The sequence below is a fragment of the Pseudomonas sp. YuFO8 genome, assembly GCF_035065025.1.
Classification (GTDB): domain Bacteria; phylum Pseudomonadota; class Gammaproteobacteria; order Pseudomonadales; family Pseudomonadaceae; genus Aquipseudomonas; species Aquipseudomonas putida_AE.
In genome coordinates, this window is record NZ_JAXDEQ010000021.1 from 67,421 (window position 1) to 86,560 (window position 19,140).

15 protein-coding genes and 1 pseudogene are annotated in these 19,140 nt (G+C 53.9%); 4 read left to right on the plus strand and 12 right to left on the minus strand.

What is annotated here, in order from left to right:
• Positions 1–28 precede the first annotated feature (28 nt).
• The 7 genes from SOP95_RS19190 to SOP95_RS19220 all read right to left on the minus strand — a co-directional run bounded on the left by SOP95_RS19190 (position 29) and on the right by SOP95_RS19220 (position 10,535).
• Positions 29–3,154 carry an efflux RND transporter permease subunit gene (locus SOP95_RS19190; RefSeq protein ID WP_323607959.1) on the minus strand — a complete coding sequence of 1,042 codons (3,126 nt, stop codon included), beginning with the start codon at positions 3,152–3,154 and terminating at the stop codon, positions 29–31.
• Positions 3,151–4,260 carry an efflux RND transporter periplasmic adaptor subunit gene (locus SOP95_RS19195; protein ID WP_323607960.1) on the minus strand — a complete coding sequence of 370 codons (1,110 nt, stop codon included), beginning with the start codon at positions 4,258–4,260 and terminating at the stop codon, positions 3,151–3,153. The genes SOP95_RS19190 and SOP95_RS19195 overlap by 4 nt, the downstream gene beginning before the upstream one ends.
• 408 nt (positions 4,261–4,668) lie before the next feature.
• The gene (locus tag SOP95_RS19200; RefSeq protein WP_323607961.1) at positions 4,669–5,289 is read right to left on the minus strand and encodes a TetR/AcrR family transcriptional regulator; all 621 of its coding nucleotides are present in this window, start codon (positions 5,287–5,289) and stop codon (positions 4,669–4,671) included.
• Positions 5,290–5,368: 79 nt separating this feature from the next.
• Entirely contained in the window at positions 5,369–5,752 is a 384-nt protein-coding gene (locus SOP95_RS19205) for a winged helix-turn-helix transcriptional regulator (RefSeq protein ID WP_323607962.1), read from the minus strand.
• Between the two features lie 230 nt (positions 5,753–5,982).
• A complete protein-coding gene (locus SOP95_RS19210; RefSeq protein WP_323607963.1) occupies positions 5,983–7,125 on the minus strand; it encodes a 5'-methylthioadenosine/S-adenosylhomocysteine nucleosidase family protein in 1,143 nt (380 codons plus the stop codon).
• Entirely contained in the window at positions 7,106–7,573 is a 468-nt protein-coding gene (locus tag SOP95_RS19215) for a hypothetical protein (RefSeq protein ID WP_323607964.1), read from the minus strand. The genes SOP95_RS19210 and SOP95_RS19215 overlap by 20 nt, the downstream gene beginning before the upstream one ends.
• Positions 7,551–10,535 carry a hypothetical protein gene (locus SOP95_RS19220; RefSeq protein ID WP_323607966.1) on the minus strand — a complete coding sequence of 995 codons (2,985 nt, stop codon included), beginning with the start codon at positions 10,533–10,535 and terminating at the stop codon, positions 7,551–7,553. The genes SOP95_RS19215 and SOP95_RS19220 overlap by 23 nt, the downstream gene beginning before the upstream one ends.
• Before the next feature lie 1,024 nt (positions 10,536–11,559).
• Between SOP95_RS19220 and SOP95_RS19225 the strand changes: the two genes are divergently transcribed.
• The gene (locus tag SOP95_RS19225; protein ID WP_323607967.1) at positions 11,560–11,898 is read left to right on the plus strand and encodes a BPSL0761 family protein; all 339 of its coding nucleotides are present in this window, start codon (positions 11,560–11,562) and stop codon (positions 11,896–11,898) included.
• Between the two features lie 12 nt (positions 11,899–11,910).
• Here the strand turns inward: SOP95_RS19225 and SOP95_RS19230 are convergent, their stop codons facing one another.
• Both SOP95_RS19230 and SOP95_RS19235 read right to left on the minus strand, forming a co-directional pair.
• Entirely contained in the window at positions 11,911–12,813 is a 903-nt protein-coding gene (locus SOP95_RS19230; RefSeq protein WP_323607969.1) for a site-specific integrase, read from the minus strand.
• A 1,183-nt stretch (positions 12,814–13,996) separates the two neighbouring features.
• Positions 13,997–14,755 (minus strand): annotated as a pseudogene (locus SOP95_RS19235) (DNA polymerase ligase N-terminal domain-containing protein); the annotation flags it as partial.
• 99 nt (positions 14,756–14,854) lie between these two features.
• Here SOP95_RS19235 and SOP95_RS19240 point away from each other — a divergent pair.
• Positions 14,855–15,280 (plus strand): potassium channel family protein, encoded by a 426-nt coding sequence (locus SOP95_RS19240; RefSeq protein ID WP_274076918.1) that lies wholly within the window; start codon positions 14,855–14,857, stop codon positions 15,278–15,280.
• Positions 15,281–15,322: 42 nt separating this feature from the next.
• Positions 15,323–15,766 (plus strand): cupin domain-containing protein, encoded by a 444-nt coding sequence (locus SOP95_RS19245; RefSeq protein WP_323607970.1) that lies wholly within the window; start codon positions 15,323–15,325, stop codon positions 15,764–15,766.
• Between the two features lie 99 nt (positions 15,767–15,865).
• Here the strand turns inward: SOP95_RS19245 and SOP95_RS19250 are convergent, their stop codons facing one another.
• Positions 15,866–16,609 carry a tellurite resistance TerB family protein gene (locus SOP95_RS19250; protein ID WP_323607971.1) on the minus strand — a complete coding sequence of 248 codons (744 nt, stop codon included), beginning with the start codon at positions 16,607–16,609 and terminating at the stop codon, positions 15,866–15,868.
• 248 nt (positions 16,610–16,857) lie between these two features.
• Between SOP95_RS19250 and pcsA the strand changes: the two genes are divergently transcribed.
• Complete coding sequence (pcsA, locus tag SOP95_RS19255; protein WP_323607997.1) at positions 16,858–17,580, plus strand: phosphatidylcholine synthase; 723 nt, start codon at positions 16,858–16,860, stop codon at positions 17,578–17,580.
• Between the two features lie 315 nt (positions 17,581–17,895).
• Here pcsA and SOP95_RS19260 read toward each other — a convergent pair whose 3' ends face one another.
• Both SOP95_RS19260 and SOP95_RS19265 read right to left on the minus strand, forming a co-directional pair.
• Positions 17,896–18,708: a class I SAM-dependent methyltransferase gene (locus SOP95_RS19260; protein ID WP_274076912.1), complete on the minus strand. Its 813-nt coding sequence runs from the start codon at positions 18,706–18,708 to the stop codon at positions 17,896–17,898.
• Between the two features lie 39 nt (positions 18,709–18,747).
• A complete protein-coding gene (locus SOP95_RS19265) occupies positions 18,748–19,017 on the minus strand; it encodes a DUF4242 domain-containing protein (protein WP_008063076.1) in 270 nt (89 codons plus the stop codon).
• Positions 19,018–19,140: the final 123 nt, after the last annotated feature.

Here is a 19,140-nt window from a genome sequence, read left to right on the forward strand (position 1 = left end):
AATCGACGACGTTTCACCAGGCGAACCGCTAGAAAACGGATGCGTCCTCCCCTCTCGGTTCGAGCGCTGCCTGTTTAGTTGTTGCAGCTGTCCCTTTATTGGCAGGACGGATCTTGAACCAGATGGAATACATGGCTGGCAGGAACACCAGCGTCATAATAGTGCCGACGAAGGTGCCTCCAATAAGGGTATAGGCCAGCGTCCCCCAGAAGACGGAGTGCGTGAGGGGAATGAACGCCAGGATGGCGGCGAGTGCTGTCAGCAGTACCGGGCGGGCCCGTTGGACTGTGGCTTCGACCACCGCGTGAAAAGGATCCAGCCCTTCTCGCTCGTTGTGATGGATTTGCCCAATCAGAATCAGCGTATTGCGCATCAAAATGCCCGAAAGAGCGATAAGGCCGACCAGAGCGTTGATACCAAACGGCTGTTGGAAGACAAGCAGTGTCGGCACCACACCAATCAACCCCAGTGGTGAGGTGAGGAATACCATGATCATTGCCGATATCGAACGAACCTGCAGGATGATGACCAGCAGCGTCAGGGCAATCATGATGGGGAACAGCGGCAACATCGCTTTACCAGCCTTGCCCGACTCCTCGATGGCACCCGCTTGCTCGATCCGGTAACCGGCTGGCAGCCTGTCGATGATCGGCTGCAGTTGCTTCACAATTGCGCTCGAAACGTCCGGTGGCTGCAGACCTTCGGCAATGTCGCCACGCACGGTGATGGTCGGTGTACGGTCACGACGCCGCAAGATTGGATCTTCCATACGAACATCGATCTTTCCCACCTGAGACAGCGGAATCCGCTGGCCTTGCGTGCCTACCAGCGTGAAGCCTTCTATCTTGGCGGGATCGAGCCGGATATCACCCGCTGCGCGTCCCACCACCTGCACCGAACGAATGTCCTCACGAACCGCGGTGATCGGTATTCCGGCCAGCAGAAACTGCAATTGCTGCGCGACTGAATTTGACGTCAATCCCACCGCCTCCAGGCGATCCTGATCCAGAGCAAAATGCAGCGTCGGCGTCAGCGGCCCCCAATCGGAGTTGACGGTTCTCATCATGGGGCTCGATTGCAATACGTTCTGCACCTGGCCCGCAATCTCGCGCAACGTTGCCGGGTTGGGCCCCATCACCCGGTAAGCGACAGGGAATGGGGAATACGGACCAAACACCAGCTGAGTCACCCTGATACGCGCTTCTGGAGCAAGTCCCTCTGCAGCTGCCTCGCGAATACGATGCTTGAGGGCTTCGCGCGCCTCCTGGCTGTCCGTCAGCACCACAATCTTTGCGAAAGACGGATCGGGGAGCTCCGGCGCCATCGCCAGATAGAAACGCGGCGCGCCTTGCCCGATATACGCGGTGACGATTTTTGCCTCACCCTGCTTTTGCAGCCAGGCCTCTATCTTGGCAGTGGTGGCGCTGGTCTGCTCAATGGCGGTCCCATAAGGCATTTGCACTTCAATCAAAACCTCTGGGCGGTCAGAGGTCGGGAAGAACTGCTTCTTGACCAGGCTCATGCCGAGGATCGCCACGACAAACGAAGCAATAACAGTCCCGGCTACCAGCCATTTGCGCGCGATGACTCGGGACAAAATCCGACGGAAGCGATTGTAGTTAGGGGTGTTGTAGATGGCTGCGTGACCACCTTCCACCTTCTTGATGTCGGGCATCATCTTCACGCCCAGGTATGGGGTAAAAGCTACCGCAACGACCCAAGAGGCAATCAAGGCAATGCCCACTATCCAGAACATGTTGCTGGTGTATTCGCCGGCGGTCGACTGCGCGAATCCGTTGGGCATAAAGCCAATAGCGGTCACCAGCGTACCGGAAAGCATCGGCGCGGCGGTATGACTCCAGGCATACGCGGACGCTTTGATGCGGTCGTAACCCTCTTCCATTTTCACCACCATCATTTCGATAGCGATGATGGCGTCGTCGACCAACAGTCCAAGTGCCAGAATCAACGAGCCGAGAGTAATACGGTCAAAGTTTTTTCCAGTGGCCGCCATCACCACAAACACCACGGCCAAGGTCAACGGCACAGCCGCAGCAACCACAACGCCTACCCGCCAGCCCATGCTGAGAAAACAGACCAGCATCACCACTAGCAGCGCGACGAAGAATTTGACCATGAACTCGCCTACGGCCGAGTCGATGTTCACAGATTGATCGGTGACCTTGCTAAACGTCATGCCCAGCGGCATGCCTTCATTGATTTTGCCGGTTTCTGCGTCCAGCGCCTTGCCCAGGTCCAGACCGTTCCAGCCCTCACGCATCACGATCCCCAGCAACAGGGCTTCTTCACCATTATTGCGTACGAGAAAGGTTGCAGGATCTTCATACCCACGTTCGATTGTCGCCACGTCGGTGAGCTTGAGCGTTCGCCCCTGAACCGCGATGGGTGTATCACGGATCTTCTGCACCTTATCGAAGGCGCCATCCAGGCGGACGAAGACCTGTGGCCCATTGGTTTCGATCGAACCGGCGGGCGTGAGCACGTTTTGATTATTCAGCGCGGCAAAGATGTCCTGAGGGGAAACCCCCAGGGTGGCGAGGCGATCATGAGAAAAGGATACAAAGATACGTTCCGGCTGCTCCCCAATAATATTGACCTTTTTCACGCCGGGCACATGCAACAGGCGCTGGCGCAACGACTCAGCTTCACGTACCAATAATCGCTGCGGCTCGCCTTTGGCCTTCAGGGCGAAAAGCGCAAATGTCACGTCCGAAAACTCGTCGTTGACCATTGGCCCGATGACTCCCGCCGGCAGCTTCCTGGCCTCGTCGTCGAGCTTTTTACGCGCCTGATAGAACTCCTCCTGCACTTGCGAGGGCGGCGTACTGTCGAGCAGCGACACCATCGTGAAAGCAAGGCCAGGACGGGTGTAGGTTTCCGTGCGGTCGTACCATTTCAGTTCTTGCAGGCGTTTTTCAAGTGGCTCTGCCACCTGATCCTGCATCTCCTGCGCCGTGGCGCCCGGCCACGCGGTAATGACCGTCAACTGCTTGACCGTAAACGGAGGATCTTCCGCACGTCCCAACTGAAAGAACGACAAGATGCCGGCAACGGCAATAAGGAAGATCAAAAACACCGTGATAGAGCGTTCACGAACGGCAATCGCGGAAAGATTGAAGCGCCCCTCGCTCATGGACGACCTCCGGCAACTTTGACGTCATCCTGTGGAGGCAATTTCACCTCTTCACCTTCGCGCAGCAGATGTGCGCCCAGCGCTACGATCTGTTCGCCGACTTCGAGGTCGCCCGCGACTCGTACTGCGTCGTCGCTCAAGCCCAGGACTTGTACAGGTCGCCAGGTCACCTTCGCCGGTTGACCGGCGATGACCCACACGCCAGTGCCTTGGCCTGGGTCATAAACAGCAGCGATCGGGACTCGCAGCCCCAGCCCTTGCGTGGCGCTTTCAACGATCCGAAGCGTGACGGTCGAGCCTATCGGTGCATTGGCCAGCGCGCCCTCAAGCACATACCGCGCCTCGAAGGTACGTGTCATGCGGTCGGCCGAATCAGACAGCAGCCTGAGCTTCGCTGTAACGGCATTCGTGGTATTGCCATAAAGTGTCGCCTGCGCAGTAGATCCTGCTGCGGGGCGCAACGTCTCCGGCAGGTGAACGATGGCTTCGCGCTGTCCTGCCCGCGCCAGTCGAACCACGGGCTGTCCGGGGCTGACAACTTGTCCGGGCTCGGCGAGCGTCTCCACCACCACGCCGTCGGAATCCGCCAACAGCACTGCGTAACCAGAAGCGTTACGAGCGACGTCAGCCTGCGCTTCCGCGGCGCCAAGCTGCGCCTTCGCGGTATCCGCTGCGGCTTTGATCCGGTCATAGGCCGATGCAGAAGCAGCGCCAGCGGCGACCAGTTTGCGATATCGAACCTCATCATCGGCTGTCTGCCTGGCTCGGGCCCGAGCGGCCATGACCGACTCTTGCTGTGCACGCTCCTGCAACCCCAAATCGACAGGGTCGAGGCGCATCAGCGGCTGGCCACGTTTGACGGTCTGACCGGTGTCAACCAGACGCTCAAGCACCTTGCCTGATACCCGGAAACCCAGATCGCCCTGGACGCGGGCAGCCACTACTCCCGTGAAAGTGCGTGAGACCTCGAACGAAGCCTGAACCGCTGCGGACCTCACCAGAGGGGCTTGCGTGCGCGCATCTTCGACGGTGGATGAATCACCGCACGCCGTCAGGACGAGAGGCAACATGCAAGCCGCAATGGGAGAAGTTCGAAGCCGGCGCATAGGTTCCCTTTCTTCAAAATAGGACGAGCGTCATATTCTCAATCTAGTGACCATATGTGTCAATGGTCACACTCTTTAAATACGCGGCTTATCAGCGCCATTATTTGAATGGACACCAACAATTGAGCGAAGGTGACCAACTCGCAATATCGTCATATTTATCTTCTGATTGAAGGACTCTTAACGCCTCCCCTCCGTCAAATTTTCTGTACGGAAACTCCTACGAGGTCAGTCTCGAAGCCAGCTGGGAGGCAGACGGTATGCGACGCGGACGCGAGGACGCTCTGGCCGATTACCAGGCGTGGCGCAAGCGCCGCAGTTAAAAACGATGGGAGCACCCGGGGCGAAGTGAAAAGGCATTTGGTGCCCTTCGCTTACCCGGGTAGCCATAAAGTCTTTAGCCGATGTTCAAGGCATGAGGCTGCGCAAGATGAGGTTGGAGGTGAGCGTAGGCGCCTCCTCGACGAAATCGAGGTTGTATTGAAGCAGCAAGGGGTTAACGAATGGTCTGAGCGTCAGATGTATTGACTCTACTGTCTCGTCCAGCGGAGTCTTGCGTTCAAACTCGCCAATCTCGCGCCCCTCTCGCACTATTTGCGAAACGAAGCGTTTGATCTGTGCGTCATAAGCCTGCGCACTTGGCCAGTTTTCCGACGCCGCGAACGCTGCAATGTCATATAGTTTTCGGTCGTTGAAGAACAGATTCACTCCAGTGGCGATCACCGTTTTAACCAAGCGTCGAAACCGCTCCGTCGGCGAAAGGCCTTCTACATTGATAGCCTGCTCCACTGCCGCGACGATTTCTGCCAGGCAATTTGCGCAGATGGCTTCACCTACCGCCTGCTTGGAATCAAAAAATTTGTAAATGTAAGCCTTCGAAAATCCGATGGCCTTGGCCAAGTCGGAAACCGTGGTTTTACCGTAGCCGTATTGACTGAAATGTTCATTGGCCGCCGCGACAATCTGATCGCGGATCTCGTGATCGATTGGGCCACGGGCGCCGGGCGCAGAGGCTGATGGCTGATTCATGGGAGTAGCTTACTCACCTATCCAGGACATACAAATTGTGACTGATAGAACACATAGTCACAAATCAATCATTCGCAAATCACGCGCCAGGTACTTGCGTACCCTGCGCCTCGTGCTGATGACGAAGCTCAGCCCAATCGATAAGCGCTGTCATAGCCGGGCCGAGTGAATGACCCAAAGTTGTCAGCGCATACTCCACTCGCGGAGGTACCTCCGGGTAAACGGTGCGCTGAACAATGTCGTCTTGCTGAAGCCCTTTTAATTGCTGAATGAGCATTTTCTGCGTTACATCGGGAATCAGCTTTTCCAGCTCGGAGAACCGAAGCGGTCGGCCTTTCGCGGCCATTAATTCATTGATAATCACAATTTTCCATTTGCCCTCCAAAACGCGAAGCGTAGCGTTTATAGCGGCTGACCAGGCTTGCCGGCGTAAAGGGTTCTCACATTCCCACTCGCGCTCCATCACTACTTACCTTTTGGTGGGTGTCGACTTCAGCCACTCCGCGCGACAGGCAGCAAGCCGCTAGGATCGCCCATACTGTTGATCAACAACTTAATCTAAATGGACAAAGCGCTCTACTAGCCAGCCGATGAAGACCCGAATCCGGGTCGTTCATGGCGATGATGGCTCTATAAATAAATGTAGCCGTAAAAAACCAAAAAATTATTTGCGCCACTTTCTAAATCTAAGCCCTAACCATGGGAAAAGTATCTTTCGATAGCCTTTAACACAAATTTTGCGGAAACATACGAACCATACTGGTGAATTTTATCGCCTTTCTCCGAGTTACATAGATCCACGACAACCTTGGCACATAAGCACAGCGGCTTGACGATAGAAAGCTCTGCCGCCCTCTGTATGGCAAAAACCTCCATATCCAGACCATTAACTTTTCTGTGCAGGATTTTTATTTGTTCCATGTACTCCTGACTCGCAATGACTGCAGACCCGCTAGTGAATACTCCAACTGCTGGAGCGGTTTGCTTCGATGGTCTGTCTCCACCTTTAAAGCCCTTCTCAAGTTCCTCCAATAGATCTTCTTGATCGAGTAGAAACTCTAAAGAAGATACGAATCCAGCATCAACCGGCACTTGATATGGATCATTTTGAAATCCATCAGTAGACCACTTGCCGCTTTGATACTCGTACGCCATTTTTGAAACAAGCAACTGCCCTAATTCCGCTCGCCCTTCAAATCCCCCGCAGATACCACTCATCGCAACGAGTTTTGGTTTATATCTATCAATGCATGTTGCAGCCACTACAGCCGCGTTGACGAGTCCCATTTGGGGTAGCAAAACCACCGCCCCCCTAGCCTTTTCAATTTCAAAATCTATAAAATTTATACCAGCACGATTTACTGCGCGACCGTCAATAAAAACACTGTACGGCCTCCTTTCTTCTTTCAAAGCGCAGAATATAAGAAAGTCAAATCTAATATTTTTCTTAAGCTGAGTTAGAAGATGATCTAGCGTAGACTTCCAACCGGCTGTATTTCTGTAATCAGCCAGAATACAGCCCTGCGCTTCGAATTGATCACGGAGCTCTGGGAAATCTGCAGGATATGAACTGATCGCAAGAAGATGCGCATCATTCTTCCCTGCCTTCACTATTGATTCAAGTATTACCCTCCCATTATGGATTGCATTGCCATTGTCTAGATTTGGAACTTTGAAGTCAATTATAAACAGTCCAATTTCATGACTAAGATATGCTGCAAAATCAGTCATATTTTTAGCATGAACAATGTCGCTCACTGCAACATCTCGCTCTTTCAGATGCGCGATAATCGCCTGAGACTTTAGGTCATCATCTTCAATTAGCAATATCTTCACGAACAGATCTCAGTATGGATGTTATTTTTTGTAAGGTTTGCTTGGATTTATAGGTATAAAGAATCGCACCAACCACATCTTGCGAGTATTTTTCACCTATGATGTCGATAGAGTTTTTTAACTTAACCTTGGCACCGCCAATAAAGAAATCTGGATATTGTGTAACAATCAAAATTTTTGTGTATTTCTTATACGCCTTTAGAGCACGAAGGACTTCAATACCACCCTGGGCTTGGTCATGACCTTTTTTGTTGTCAGCGGCGCTCTCCCCAAATGTAGATAGCGCCATATCCAAAATAATCAGGTCGTAGCTTTGTGACTTAACCTTCAGTACGGCACTGCTCACGCTATCCGCCATATCAGGGAGCAAATCAAAAACCTCCCTAATACAACCATTTATCTCATCCCGTTTATGTATCTCATCCTCAACAAGCAATAATTTGTTCATCGCGCACTCCAACCAAGTCATCCAACACAACTTCAGAATGCAAAGAAAAACTCAACCTTAAAGATTTAGCCCCATCATCAGCAGTACACTCTACAGTGTGCCGCCCCTCGCTTTTTTGGGTAATGAATTTAACTTTTTTAATACCCGTATAACCCTCAGTCACCATATCAATGCCATTCTCAACGGAGCTGATTGATCTTTCTATTCGCTGCTTTGAATTTTCGTAAAGATCGGATGCAACAATTGAGGTCACCTCAACAAAAACGACGTCTAGAATATCATTATCCTCAGCCCTACACGCCTTTACATTCACGACTACCGGCTCGCCTTCTTCCCCATGAGTAAGGGCGTTCTGCAAAAGAACAGCTAAGCAGTCGTACAACCTATGCACACTAATTCCAGTATATTTATTCTCGAGCGCACCACCCACATATTCGACGTTTCTTGTTCGATTCAAGTCATACAGGATAATTTCACATAACTCTTTCACAGATGCAGATATAAAACCGGTCTGCGGCACTCTGAACCAATCGGCAACCTTCATGAAGACACTACTAACAGCTTCATGAAGCCCGATCTTTATTTGCTCTTCAACGCTCCCGAATGCTCCCGAAAAATGCTTATCTATACTGCTCGTAGCTTCCTTCAGTAGTTCTGTCTTAATGTATCTAGCCGCGTTTTCTAGCTGAGGAGAAATTTGCTTCCAGCAAAAAGAAATAACCAAATCGTTCAGGAGTTGACTGCCTGCTGTACGCAGGCTACTTGACAGCAAACGGATATTCTCCCTAGTAGCAGAGTCATCAAGATCAACGTTTGCATTAAAAAGCGAGCCACCAGACTTGAATTGAAGATTCTCTTTACGCAGTTTATCCACAATAGCTCTATATTGGGCCATCCAGGCATCGACGGTTCGTTTCATGCTGGGCCCCATGTGGTACTCGGGCTTATTGAATACCGCATCCACCGTCTCTGTTGTGACACCATCTAAAGTATTGTGACGAATTCGACGCCCCAAATAAGATTCAATACCAAACTCTGTATTTAGGCAAAACTGCTCAAAGGAGTCCTTGGCTATTTGCTCAATCAAGCCCTCGCTCTGAGCGCTCAGCGTAATAAAATAAACATCCTTGCTCTTTCCAGGCTCCGACTCAATTGTACGAAGTGTCGCTTGAATACTTGGTTGGAGTGTCCTAAATTGCTCTGTTGAGACAGAAGGATTTCCGTCGAGCCACTTCTTCATTGCCACACTATCAACGTACATACGACTGCTATCGAAATATTTTTGTAAAGTAGAAAGCTTGGATCTCGTCTCGATAGCATCCGCTTCAATTAGATATTCTATACGATTAAGCTTACGACCCAAAAGCCTTAATAAATCCCGTCGAATCTCCGCTGCTTGTGAAGCTGTCTTAATAATCTCGTACATTTTCTCCAATGTAACTTCATCAAGAGATTCCGCTATATAACTCGCTATCTGAGGCGAATCAACGATCAAGTCATCGATGAAATCTATTATAGAACCGTTATGACGCAATGTAACATGTTCAACCAGATCCTCTCGAAACTCGAAATCTACATCAGGATCAACAGATGTTTTCCTAAATAATGCCAAAGCCAAAACTGCGATTATTTTCTGACTCTCGTCCGGGGCAATCCCATAAACCGCCCTAAGCTCTGCCTCAGTGAATAAGCTCTCAAGAGAAACTGTGTTTTCAAAAATATACTTTATATCCTCATCCGTTAAATCTAGTAAGTTCGTACGATCTTTTACAAATTGCAAAAAAAGAAACGTTCGATAAAACGAATCGAGAGAAATTGGAGGTTGACTTCTGACAATCGAACCATCTGGCTGCAATAGAACCTGCTTATCGGATAATTCCTCACTGGAATAATCGATTTTCCTAGTAATAATCTCAGCTAATAATCTAGCTCCAATCACACAATCCAGTTCATGCCTAAACTCCGTCATATGCTTTCGCTCAAGAAATGCAGACGACAAACGATACAAATCTAGAGAAGAGTCACTTTCACCTTCATCACTCTGATAATGATCTGTCACGATCAAACTATCATCTGCAGCTGCACTATACTGAATCAGCCCTTCTAGCGCAGACAAGACAGAGGGAGCAAGCCTTTTTTTAATTTCATCAACTTGATCCGGGAACTTTTCTTGGAGATTTAGGATGACAATCAGAGCATGCATAGTATCCAGGAGAGATGACTCACTCGCTCGCAATAGAAATGCAGCCAAGTCCACATCGTCAAGCGGGGTAGGAATGAAGTTACTTAGAACGTGTGACTTACGTAACTCCCCATCGACCTTACCAACTAAGATGCTAACTCTACGCTGCGCAATCAAAAACAATGAAATTCTTGGGCTTAGATTTTCTAGTGCACTGAAGTGAAATCCAGGCTTATCACTATGATTAAACTCTTCCTCAATACTGTGAATTTTCGCCAGTTGCGGTGCAGTTAGCTGCCGAGTTACACGAAGGTATGCAAGCTTATATGAGAGAAAGTTTGAGGCACCATAGGTGCATGCAAGCGCGTGCACAGCATCTAGAGCAGCATTCGTTTCCAAGCGTTCAATCTGACCTAGAGGCTGCATCATTTGCATAGCGTCCAAACACTCGGACTCAAACGAATTCAAGTAACCGGCAGTGTATCGGATCTCATCCTTCCAGCCCAGCGGGCTAAATCCAGTGAACTTGAACAAATCTGAACTAGATTTTTTTTTATTTCCACCTAAAAGCCCATCGGAACCTTTTAGCAAGGATCCGATAGTCATTATATCTTGAAGAGAATTATCTCTACGGATAGCCTCTATCTCAGAACTTACACACAACTCTCTCGAAGCATACCCACGAACTAAATTGCGCTTTTGCAGCGCTATGACTCTGGACATCAGCTTAAATATTACAGCGGGACGCACTAGATTTGTAACTTGAGGTCTACGAGACATGAATACTCTTGCTCCTGCTTGCTAATCATTCCAATGACTTCGCGTCCCTTAACCTCTATTTTTATCGGAGAACGCAAATATAAAGGTATTGAGCCCCTAATCTACTCGATCATATCATAACGACATCATCAAAGAGATAGTCTTTGACGCGAAATTTTCCGTTGAAGCCCGGACGGCGGTTGGCACTCCAGTGGCTCTAGTGCTACTCGATCCATTTCTTCAAGTATCCCCCGCTAGTAGGAGTCTAGAGTCCGTTCAAGATTCACTAAGAAGTCAGCGACAAAAAATATGGGCTAGGGAATGGGCCGAGAACAACCTTAATATCTAGAAAAATCATGGACTGAATGAAAAATATGGCCCTATTGTTGTGAGTACAGTGGGTTACGGGATGTCGAGGAGTGCTTGCAGTGGGTAATGCGCAGGCTCGGTATTTTCGACAAGCCTGCACAGATCCGATGACGTAAACTGGAGCTATAGGCTTCTTAGGATTTACTCAAATTTTCCTAGAACGCCGGCCAGAAGAAAATACGTACCTGAGAAGCCTTAGGGCGTTCGGACGATTCGAGGAGGGCATAGGACTGCGCGGGTTTGTAATCGAACTGTGAGGGCCATTTCTGGCCATTTTCTGCCGAAAATGACTGACCGCTCCTGGCCGATTGTGTTGAAAAAGTCGGTCCTTCCAGACTGCACGCGTACTGACTGCTGAAATCGCCTTTTTTTTCGCGCAGCTACGCGAAATCTGAGCCCGGAATCCTCTGCTTAAAGTAAAGATTTCAATCTGAAGCGCGTACTTTACCGCCGTGGAAACCATGGCCGACTTTTTCAACAGAATCGGCCAATCTATGCCTGTCGCCACTGGGTCGATTGCTGCACTCTTAAAGTGCGCACCATTGAATCTTCTTGAGCTTCAGTAGAAGACCGCGGTCGTACCGAACAATCCAGCCCCTCGGGGACGTCATCGGGTCGGAGTACAGTAGCAACAGCCGTTGATGTGTGACGATCTAACGATGTGATGGAGGTGAGCATGACCATGCCGTGCGAGCGTACGCGCAGCATTATCCATACGGGTGATTTTCTGCGCGATCTATCGAAAAACCCATCTGTCCCAGAATCGATTCGCCGTGAGGCCAAGCATCTGCTACGCCACTACCCCGATCCCTGGATCGTGCTCAGCATCGGACAATTCGAGGAACTGCTGCAATCCACCGCGCCTGACGATCCAAAGCGGGAAACGGCGATCCAACTGCACTCAGCCATGTTGAGCTCGAGCCCTCGAACACTAGCCCCGTCACTACTGGCGACGACGCTGAGATCACATTCCGTTACTCGAGCTTGGACATCTGTGTTCCTGTACCGACGCTGACGCTACTGAGCGCTACAGACTGGAAAAATCCGGACGCGCCTCAATGTAACGCAACGCCGACTTCGCATCGCGCCATCCGACGTAATTCATCAAAGATTTCTGGTCCCAACCACTGGCGCTGGCCCACGTGGCAAATCCGCGGCGCAAGGAGTGACTGCTGTACAACTCGCCCTCCCCGCCTGAGCGGATCAAGGTGTGCCGCAGGATGTGACCAATGCTGTAGGGGTGTAGCGCATGCGCCGAGAGCCGGCCCCAACGATCGATGCCACGAAACACCGGCCCTTCACGGATGCCCGCCGTGTTAAGCCAATCGAGGTAGGCATCGACCGGGCACAGCCGCTTCAGCGCGGGGGTGCTGTAGGTTCGCCCCTGGTTGTCACGGTCAGCCTTGCTCCAGGGCAGGAAAATGGTCATGCCTTCGTCGCGGCGCGCTTCTATGAACGGCACCTCCATACGGCACAGTTCCTCGCTGCGAAAGGCCCGCCAGAAACCCAGCAGGATCAGGGCGCGATCGCGCTGACAACGCAGTAGTCGTCCTGCATCCCCGACCTCTACAGATTGCCCCGCTTCGGCTTCGAGCCAGGCGATGCAAGTTTCTAAAACGCGCAGCGGCAGCAGCTCGGCCTGAGTTTCTTGGCTCGGTTGGAGAACCCGAATGCCCTTGAGCACCTGGCGAATCAACGAATCTTTGGTCGGATCAGTAAATCCCTGAGCCAAATGCCGCTGGGCCAAGGCGGCCAGGCGCACCTGCAATGTATTGGGCGAGAGCGTGTCAGCGTAGGCCGCCAAGTACGCCGCAACCTGTGCGGTCGAGGCGGGTAGCAGATGCTCGAAATGCTTGAGTGCACTGGCATAGCTGCGCTGGGTATTAGGCCGTTTGCTGGCCAATACATAGCGGTCAATCGGGGAAATCATGTGGCAGCCCCTCCGCGACCCCGAAAATTTTGCCTGCGCGTCAACACATGTAAATACGGGTCATAGCTGCGATCGACTAATACGCAAATCTAGCGATGTATAGCGATGTCTAGCAAAATTCGCTATAAATCGCTAGATTTCACTAAGCCTTCCTATTTTTCGTTGGGCAGTTCGGCCATTAGCCTGTCCACCGACCGCTTATGGCCGATTGTGTTGAAAAAGTCGGTCCTTCCAGACTGCACGCGTACTGACTGCTGAAATCGCCTTTTTTGCGCGCAGCTACGCGAAATCTGAGCCCGGAATTCTCTGCTTAAAGTAAAGATTTCAATCTGAAGCGCGTACTTTTCTGCCGTGGAAACCATGGCCGACTTTTTCAACAGAATCGGCCGTTTTGTGCCTGTCGCGAAGGACGCAACCAAGCCAGAACCGCTCTTCGTAAGGCAGAGACGGGCCAGTAACAGACGTGCGTCGTAGCCTGTTCAATCCCTTTGTGTTCCCTTGTATTAAGGCCTCTATTGCGCCATAGTTTGCGCAACAACTAACCCTCATGACCGGCGTGGCTTGACCATCTGGTTGGAGGGGGGAAAAGCCGGCGCTAGCCGGTTTTTCCGTTTGTGGAATACTAGAAATGCCGGGAACACCTGAGCTAGAGGCTCTGCGCTTGCATTTATATCAATGGATGCAGCGTGCTTCCGTGGCACTCCCACACAAGTGGCTGGACCTGGCCGATTCTGTTGAAAAAGTCGGCCTGCCAAAACTGCCTGTTCATTGACTAGTGAAAACGCCTTTTTTGCACGCTGCTACGTGAAATCCGAGTCCGGAAGCCTCTGCCAAAAATAAAGATTTCAATCTCAGACGCGTACTTTTCTGCTGAAGAAAACAAGACCGACTTTTTCAACAGAATCGGCCAGGAACGGTCATTCAGATGTGTCTATGGGGCCGGGGTCCATTCACTACGCTTAGTGCTTTGAGCCACGTTGACCGCGCATTGACTTGCAAATGAATGTGCGAATAAGCTCCGCAACGGCCGAAAAGCCTCAAATGCAACGCTTTTGGTTCGCTCTTCGCTGAATGAGGCGGCCGAAAAGCAACACATGTAGCCTTTCAATCGCAACACTGCAAACGAAAGAGCCCCATCCTATAGGGCTCTTGAAAAGCAACACAACACCGGTGCCTATTTGAGTTTGACCTCATAACTCCACTGGCCACCCGGGGCCTTTTCCACCAGCGTCGCCAGTTCCGGTTTGATCTGGTCCGGCAGCTTGGCCTTGTGTGCGCCGGTCAGGGGTGCGGATTTTTCCTTGCGCGGCTCTTTATGCCTTGGCGCAGCGGGCTGCTTGACGGCCTTGGGTTTGGCCGCCTTGGGTGTTTTGGCAATGAGGGTCCGTTCGCTGAGCACGCTGTCGGGCTCGGCGGCCACCACGTCGTAATCGCTTTGCGGCCGGGCGGCACCGTCCTGATGCTTGATCAGGAACCACTGCTCCTGCTTGCCCGGCATGTGCGTGCGCACCAGGTTCCACAGTCCGGCGAGCTTCTCGCCTTGCAGTTCGAACTTGAGCCGGCCCTTGGCGTAGGCCTTGGCCGGATCCTCCTGGGGAATCCACACGCCTCGGTCCCAGACGATGACATCACCGGCACCGTAGTGGCCTTCGGGGATGCTACCTTCAAAGGTAGCGTAATCCAGCGGATGGTCTTCGACATGCACCGCCAGGCGCTTGACCTTGGGGTCCAGCGACGGTCCCTTGGGCACCGCCCAGCTTTTGAGCGTACCGTCGAGCTCCAGCCTGAAGTCGTAATGCAGCCGGGTTGCATCGTGCTTCTGGATGCAGAAAAGCAGCGCATGGGCCTTGCCCTTTCGACCGCGAGACCTGGAAACACCGGAAGGCTCGGGGCTTTTGTCGAAGTCCCGCATGTCGTTGTATTTTTCGAGCGGCTTGTCCATGGCGCCTCCGCCGGGTTCATGACTTGAGTCAAACCGTTATTGTCATGAGACCCCGGATGAGTGCGCGAAGGTTCAGTCCTTTTTCGCTGGAGATTTGCCATGTTGGCAGTCACGCTGATCAATACGCTGGTGGTCATCATCACCGTGGTGATCCATTACGAATGTTTGCTGCGCATGAATGACTGGCTGCCACGGCTCAAGTTGTGGAGCCGCTTCAGAATTGTCGTCGGGGTATTCGGCGCCCTCCTGGCCCACGCGATAGAGGTCTGGTGCTTTGCCCTGGTCTATTACCTGATGGTGCATTCCGGCAAATGGGGCAGCCTGACAGGCAACTTCGACGGCTCGCTGATGGACTGCGTCTACTTCTCCTTCACCACGTACACGACGATCGGCTTCGGCGATATTTCGCCTGTCGGCGACCTCAAGTACTTGACCGGTCTGCAAGCCCTTACCGGGCTGGTGCTCATCTCATGGACCGCGTCCTTTCTGTTCCTGGAAATGCAGAAGTACTGGAAGGGCAAATAAGCCTACAATCGGCAGGTGCCGTCTCATCTGCGGAGAGTAATCATGCGCACGGTCCATGTCCTCCAGGCCCCACCGGCATCGGTCAATGTCGTGGGCGAAACGATCACTGTCCTGGCCGGCGGCGATCTGAGCAAACCCTTTGAAATGCATATCCAGGAAGGCGTGCAAGGTGGCGGCCCGCCCCCGCACTTTCACCCGTGGGACGAGGCGTTCTATGTGGTGGAGGGGCAGGTCGAAGTGACCGTCGAAGGCACATCCAGCATCGTCTCGGCCGGGGGCTATGTGCACATTCCTGCCGGGGCGATCCATGCCTACAAGAACGTCAGCCCCACCGCGAAGATGATCGGCGTGGTATCCGATCCCCGGGGCGGGCAGTTTTTCACGGCGATGGATCAGTTCAAGGTACCCGAGGACCTGCCGCGGATATTCGAGGTGGCCGAGCGCTTTGGCGTGACGTTCCTGGTGCCAAACCCCCCGAATTCGTGATCGTCGCCCCTGTAGGAGCTGCCGAAGGCTGCGATCTTTTGATTTTAAAGAATCAAGATCAAAAGATCGCAGCCTTCGGCAGCTCCTACAGGGTTCTCGTCAGGCGGTGCCGTGGGCCTGCTGTTCCAGATGCACTTGCAGATCCGGCTCGATGCCCAGTGCCGCTGCCAGTTCATCCAGGTAACTACGTTCGGCATCCTGCTGATCATCCACCAGCATCACGCTGGCCAGGTACATCTCCGCAGCCATGCCGGAATCCGTTGCCGACTGTGCCACTTCGCAAGGGTCAAGCGGTTTGGCGACTTCATCATCCAGCCATTGCTGAAGCTCTGGGTCGTCGGTGTGACGGCCGATTTCCTTGCTGATCATCAGCGTTTCGGCCTCGTCGATCCGGCCATCGGCCTTGGCCGCCGCTATCAATGCCCGCAGGATCGCATGGCTGTGTTCCTCGACTTCCGGCCCGGCCAGCATGTCCACCGTGCGCATCGCCTGTTGCGGCGCCTGCTGTTGCTGCGTGGCCTGGCTGCGTTGCCAGGCCTGGTAAGCCTGGAAGGCCATCATCCCCAGCGAGGCCAGCGCTGCATAATTGGCACCACCCCCGGAGCGCGATTGCGGCGCACCGCCCATTCGCGAGCCTCCAGCCAGCAAGCCGCCGAGCAATCCGCCCAGGCCGCCCATGCCGCCTGCCCCGGCGCTGCTGGCGCCACCACCGCCCAACAAACCGCCGAGCAGTCCGCCCAGGTCACCCAGGCCACCTTGAGCCGACGCCCCACCGCCGCCCTGTTGCGCCCTCGAGCCCTGGCCGGCCCGCAGTAATTGTTCGAGCAGATCGCTGGTGTTCATGACGACGTCCTCATCGAAGGGAGTGATCCAGTCAGACAACGATAGCCTTCGCGGGTGAATGTGCTACCACCGTCTGGCTGACACAGCGCCGTTTTATCCGCAGTGTTTTCTTGTGGCGCAGCTAAGATTCATAGGGGGTGAACCTTATTCCCGGATACCCGGTCGATACCTGCAACCCCACCCGGTTTGCCGCCGCCCGCCAGAAGAGGGCGATGACTGGCTTGCTGCACTTTCTGGAGAGCGCCCCCGTGATACCAACCCTACACATCGCCAGGCTCAAAGCCTGGGGTGCCCATGGTTTTACCGCTACCGGCGTGGTCACCGCCTTCCTCGCCACCCTCGCCCTGCTCGAAAACCAGCCGACCCGTTGCCTGCTGTGGCTGGGCGTGGCCCTGATCGTCGATGGCCTGGACGGCGCACTGGCGCGCAAGGTCAATGTGCAGACGGTACTGCCGAGTTTCGACGGCTCGATTCTCGACCTGGTGATCGATTACCTGACCTATGTGTTCATCCCGGCACTGTTCATCTATCGCTATATCCCGCTGCCGGACTACACGCTGCTGCTGACCGTGTCGCTGATCCTGGTGTCGTCGCTGTTCTGCTTCTGCAACGTCAACATGAAAAGCAAGGATAACTACTTCCAGGGCTTCCCCGCGGCGTGGAACGTGGTTGCCCTGTGCCTGTACATCATTGCGCCGTCGCCCTGGATCACCTTCCTCACCGTGATCGGCCTGGCGCTGTTGACGCTGACCCGCATGAAATTCCTGCATCCGTTCCGGGTGCGCCGCTTCATGCCGATCAACATTGCCGTGACCGCGATCTGGCTGCTGTGCAGCCTGTCCCTGGTGATCAACCATCCGGTGATCAATCCCCTGGTCATGGGGCTTTGGCTGCTGATGTCGGCGTATTTTCTGGGGATCTGTTTCTGGCGCACGGCGCTTGAGTGGTTCGGCGAATCGCGGCTCAAATAACGCCATGCCTATCCATATCGTACGACTCGGCTCCCCGCGCAAACCGGGGCGGAGGTTGTCCCGCCGTACCCGATTTACTGTAGGAGCTGGCTTGTCGGGTCGCCGCATCGCAGCGAAGGCGTCCTGCCAGACGCCCCATCTACCGCGGCCGTACCCGATCTACTGTGGGAGCGAGCCTGCTCGCGATGGAGATCAACGATGACGCGGGCCCCCTGATACATCGCGGTGCTCTCAGGTTTTTCGCGAGCAATCGAGCGTCGACCGGCTGCTCCTACAGGAGGCCCGCCGCCATCGGCCATCCGTGGCCGAGAGGGCTCAACGCCTCGTAATCACCACCTCAAGGTATTCACTGGGCACCACCATCGACTTGTCCCCCGCCCGGTTCAGGCGGTTGAGCAGTTCGGTCAGGTCGTCTTCCAGGGCCTTGGCGCCATCGGGGGGCAGTGCCGCGAAAGCCTTGTGGATCGGACCGTACCAGCTGCGGAAGGTGTCGATGAAATGCTCGGCCGAGCGATAGCGGAAGTTGAAGGTCCGGCGAGTGACCTGCAGCAGGAAGTCGTGCTCGTCGAAGTGCTTGCGCAGCCAGGCTTCGGTACCCCACAGCGACGGCGGTTGCGCGCCGGGTGGTGGCGGCATGTGCTGCCCCAGGGTCTTGAAAATCTGGCCGACGAAACCTTCCGGCGTCCAGTTGGCCAGGCCGATCCGCCCTCCCGGGCGACACACCCGCGCCAGCTCCGCGGCGGCCTTGGCCTGGTCGGGGGCAAACATCACGCCGAAGGTTGAAAGCACGGCGTCGAAACTGCCATCGGCGAAAGGCAGCGCCTCGGCGTCAGCCACCTGGAAGGTCACGTTCAGGCGTTCCGCACGGGCGCGGTCTTCGCCGCGTTCGAGCAGTGCGGCGACATAGTCGGTGGACGTAACCCGGCAACCGCGACGCGCAGCGGCCAGGGTCGCATTGCCGTTGCCGGCGGCGACGTCCAGCACCTGCTCATCGCACAGCAGGTCGCAGGCCTCGGCCAGTTGCTCGCCGACGATCTGCAGGGTGGTGCCGATCACGGCGTAGTCGCCACTGGCCCACGCGGCCATTTGACGGGTTTTCAAGGCAGCAAGATCAATAGGTGTACTCATGGAGACAATCTCTGGTTTGGAACAGGATCGGGCGCACGCTCACTCAGCCGTGGTCGGATCGATGATGTTCATGACCTGGGAAATGCGATTGGCCGGGAAGCCGCCCTGCCTGGCGTGCTCCCTGATGAGCTCTTCGTTAGGCGCGATGTACACGCAATAGAGCTTGTCGCCCGTGACATAACTCTGCAGCCATTGCACCTCTGGCAACTCGCGCAACACCCTGCAGGATTTTTGCGAGACGGCTTTCAAATCCCTTTCTGACAGTGCTCCGGCGCCTGGAATCTCGCGTTCAATGACGAACTTGGGCATGGCAACCTCACTTTATTGTTATTGATGACAGGACCCGGTGGCCCTGTGTGCGAACTATCTCTCTGCCGCTGACTGGCGTCCTGTCCGATCGTCGGCCAACACTGCCCGATCGTCCGGAGAATT

Excerpts from the sequence above, each read along its gene's own strand:
- SOP95_RS19205 (WP_323607962.1), bottom strand. The coding sequence starts at position 5,752 with ATGGAGCGCGAGTGGGAATGTGAGAACCCTTTACGCCGGCAAGCCTGG.
- SOP95_RS19265 (WP_008063076.1), bottom strand. The coding sequence starts at position 19,017 with ATGCCCAAGTTCGTCATTGAACGCGAGATTCCAGGCGCCGGAGCACTG.
- SOP95_RS19230 (WP_323607969.1), bottom strand. The coding sequence starts at position 12,813 with ATGATTTCCCCGATTGACCGCTATGTATTGGCCAGCAAACGGCCTAAT.
- SOP95_RS19260 (WP_274076912.1), bottom strand. The coding sequence starts at position 18,708 with ATGAGTACACCTATTGATCTTGCTGCCTTGAAAACCCGTCAAATGGCC.
- SOP95_RS19195 (WP_323607960.1), bottom strand. The coding sequence starts at position 4,260 with ATGCGCCGGCTTCGAACTTCTCCCATTGCGGCTTGCATGTTGCCTCTC.
- SOP95_RS19240 (WP_274076918.1), top strand. The coding sequence starts at position 14,855 with ATGTTGGCAGTCACGCTGATCAATACGCTGGTGGTCATCATCACCGTG.
- SOP95_RS19225 (WP_323607967.1), top strand. The coding sequence starts at position 11,560 with ATGACCATGCCGTGCGAGCGTACGCGCAGCATTATCCATACGGGTGAT.
- SOP95_RS19250 (WP_323607971.1), bottom strand. The coding sequence starts at position 16,609 with ATGAACACCAGCGATCTGCTCGAACAATTACTGCGGGCCGGCCAGGGC.
- SOP95_RS19245 (WP_323607970.1), top strand. The coding sequence starts at position 15,323 with ATGCGCACGGTCCATGTCCTCCAGGCCCCACCGGCATCGGTCAATGTC.
- SOP95_RS19200 (WP_323607961.1), bottom strand. The coding sequence starts at position 5,289 with ATGAATCAGCCATCAGCCTCTGCGCCCGGCGCCCGTGGCCCAATCGAT.
- SOP95_RS19190 (WP_323607959.1), bottom strand. The coding sequence starts at position 3,154 with ATGAGCGAGGGGCGCTTCAATCTTTCCGCGATTGCCGTTCGTGAACGC.
- SOP95_RS19215 (WP_323607964.1), bottom strand. The coding sequence starts at position 7,573 with ATGAACAAATTATTGCTTGTTGAGGATGAGATACATAAACGGGATGAG.
- SOP95_RS19220 (WP_323607966.1), bottom strand. The coding sequence starts at position 10,535 with ATGTCTCGTAGACCTCAAGTTACAAATCTAGTGCGTCCCGCTGTAATA.